This window comes from uncultured Mycobacterium sp. (genome assembly GCF_964249325.1).
Lineage (GTDB): Bacteria > Actinomycetota > Actinomycetes > Mycobacteriales > Mycobacteriaceae > Mycobacterium.
Map to the genome: position 1 here is coordinate 4,681 of NZ_CAXUCH010000221.1, position 2,390 is coordinate 7,070.

The 2,390-nt window shown below is 67.9% G+C and carries 3 protein-coding genes and 1 pseudogene (1 of these 4 running past the window's edge); 3 read left to right on the forward strand and 1 reads right to left on the reverse strand.

What is annotated here, in order from left to right:
- A pseudogene (locus tag ACFE99_RS20545) lies at positions 1–218 on the forward strand (hypothetical protein) (it extends 629 nt beyond the left edge of the window).
- A 13-nt stretch (positions 219–231) separates the two neighbouring features.
- Here ACFE99_RS20545 and ACFE99_RS20550 read toward each other — a convergent pair.
- The gene (locus ACFE99_RS20550; protein ID WP_375488257.1) at positions 232–657 is read right to left on the reverse strand and encodes a limonene-1,2-epoxide hydrolase; all 426 of its coding nucleotides are present in this window, start codon (positions 655–657) and stop codon (positions 232–234) included.
- 154 nt (positions 658–811) lie between these two features.
- Between ACFE99_RS20550 and ACFE99_RS20555 the strand changes: the two genes are divergently transcribed.
- Together ACFE99_RS20555 and ACFE99_RS20560 are read left to right on the forward strand one after the other, a co-directional pair.
- Positions 812–1,978 carry a glycosyltransferase gene (locus ACFE99_RS20555; protein WP_375488258.1) on the forward strand — a complete coding sequence of 389 codons (1,167 nt, stop codon included), beginning with the start codon at positions 812–814 and terminating at the stop codon, positions 1,976–1,978.
- Positions 1,979–1,988: 10 nt separating this feature from the next.
- Positions 1,989–2,183, forward strand: coding sequence for a DUF3046 domain-containing protein (locus ACFE99_RS20560; RefSeq protein ID WP_375488259.1), 195 nt, complete (start codon positions 1,989–1,991; stop codon positions 2,181–2,183).
- The last annotated feature ends 207 nt before the right edge of the window (positions 2,184–2,390 follow it).

A 2,390-nucleotide genomic window follows, 5' to 3' on the forward strand; every position in this document is an offset into this window, starting at 1 on the left:
CGATCAACGCGTTCACCGCGCAGTTGAGCGCCGGTGTGCGTCAGTACAACGAAATGATCACTGCCGCAGCACAACTGGTGTCGTCGGCGAACGACGGGGCGACAGCCGCGTTCCCGGCGTCGCAGCAACGCTATCGTGACGACCTCGCCGAGGCGACCGATCGCTTGATCGGCTGGGCGCAGGCCTTCGACGAACTGGGTGGGCTGCCGCGGGTGTAAAGCCTTCGGGCGGCTAAAACGACGGTCGCAGCGACGGAAACACAGTGGCGGCCAACGCGCGCAAGGTCGCTTTGAGCATGTCGTAGAAGTCAAAATAGTCGCGCCACAACGTGATCCGGCCATTGTGGACCTCGAAAACGCCGCAGACCCAGAACTGCAGCCGAAGGGGACCGAAGATCAGCGCGTCGGTGCGTTCGGTGAGCACCGCGGCGCCGTCGGCTGCGATGCGGTGGATCTTGACCTCGAACCGGGCGCGGCCCTGCATACGGCGGAACAGCCTCATCGTCCTGTCGCGGCCGTAGATGGTGGGCAATCCGACGTTCTGGTAGACCAAGTCGTCGTCTAACACCGCGGCTGCGGTGTCGAAGTCTTCGTCTTGCAGCGCGGAGAGGAACACTTCGACCGTGCGGGTGTTGTCAACAGTGGTCGGTTCAGTCATGGGGTCAGCCTAGTGGCGATCGCAAGCGCGGCGGAGCCGGGCGCAGCGGGTCGGCACGCGTCAGGCTAGTGGCGATCGCAAGCGCGGCGGAGCCGGGCGCAGCGGGTCGCCACGCATCAACCTAGAGGTCTGCGGCTGTGGCAGGGTAGGGAAAGTGCGAGTCGCCGTGGTCGCCGGCCCGGATCCCGGGCACTCGTTTCCCGCGATCGCGCTGTGCCAACGCTTCCTGGCTGCGAGTGACACGCCGATCCTGCTCACCGGCACCGAATGGCTCGACGCCGCGCGGGAAGTCGGCGTCGACGCCGCCGAGCTGGAGGGACTCGAGCCCACCGCGGCAGACGACGACCGCGACGCCGGGGCGAAGATTCACCAGCGGGCGGCGCGGATGGCGGTGCTCAACGTTCCGCAGTTGCAAGAGCTGGCCGTCGATCTGGTGGTATCCGACGTCATCACCGCCTGCGGCGGCATGGCTGCCGAGCTGTTGGCAATCCCGTGGATCGAACTCAATCCCCATCCCCTGTACCTGCCGTCTAAAGGGCTGCCACCGGTGGGTAGCGGACTGGCGGCCGGGACCGGCGTTCGGGGGCGGCTTCGAGACGCGGTACTGCGGTCGCTGACCGCGCAATCGTGGCGCGCGGGCCTGCGCCAGCGCCAAGAAGCTCGGGTTGGGATCGGCCTGCCGGCCCGTGACCCCGGCCCGTTGCGGCGATTGATCGCCACCTTGCCCGCCTTGGAGGTGCCCCGCCCGGATTGGCCGGCCGAGGCCGTCGTGGTGGGCCCGTTGCACTTCGAGCCGACCGACCACGTGCTGCCGATACCGCCCGGCTCTGGACCGGTCGTGGTGATAGCGCCGTCGACGGCGCTGACCGGTACGCGGGGGATGGCACAGGTCGCGTTGGATTGCCTGGTTCCCGGTTCCGGGTTGCCCGCCGGCGCGCGGGTCGTCGTGTCGCGACTCAACGGTCCGGCCCTGACTCTGCCGCCGTGGGCGACAGTCGGCTTGGGACGCCAGGACGAACTGCTCGCGCATGCCGACGTCGTGGTGTGCGGCGGCGGGCATGGGATGGTGGCTAAGGCGCTGCTGGCCGGCGTGCCGTTGGTGACAGTGCCCGGCGGCGGTGACCAGTGGGAGATCGCTAATCGCGTCGTGCGCCAGGGCAGTGGGCTCTTGGTTCGGCCGTTGACCGCCGAGGGGCTGGTGGCTGCGGTGGCTGAGGTGCTGTCGTCGCCGCATTACCGCCAGGCGGCGCGACACGCCGCGGCCAGCATGGCTGAGGTCGCCGATCCGGTGCAGGTGTGTCATCAAGCGCTGGCTGGGTAGTTTGACGAATGTGCGGCTGACGGAGTTCCAGGAATTGGTCACTTTGCGCTTCGGCGCCGCCTACGGGGCCTCGGTGCTGGTCGACCACGTGCTTACCGCCCTCGATGGGCGCACCGCCGCCCAGGCGATCGATGACGGCGTGGACCCGCGGGATGTCTGGCGGGCGCTGTGCATCGACTTCGACGTCCCGCGCGAGCAGTGGTGAGGCTTACGCCGGCGTCTTCGGCGCGTCGTTGATCGAGTCTGCGTCTACGGCGCCGAGACTGCACGTATAGCGGTCGGTTCGCCGAAATCCCGCCGTCACCGCAGGCTCGATGCCGTCACCGCAGGCTCGATATCTGCTTGCATTGCGCCCTCGCCTGTTGCCTCATGTCAAGATGCGCGCGAAGGCGGATTCGTTGCCTCACGTAAA

Bases quoted from the DNA above. Each gene is read 5' to 3' on its own strand.
- ACFE99_RS20550 (WP_375488257.1), bottom strand. From the start codon at position 657: ATGACTGAACCGACCACTGTTGACAACACCCGCACGGTCGAAGTGTTC.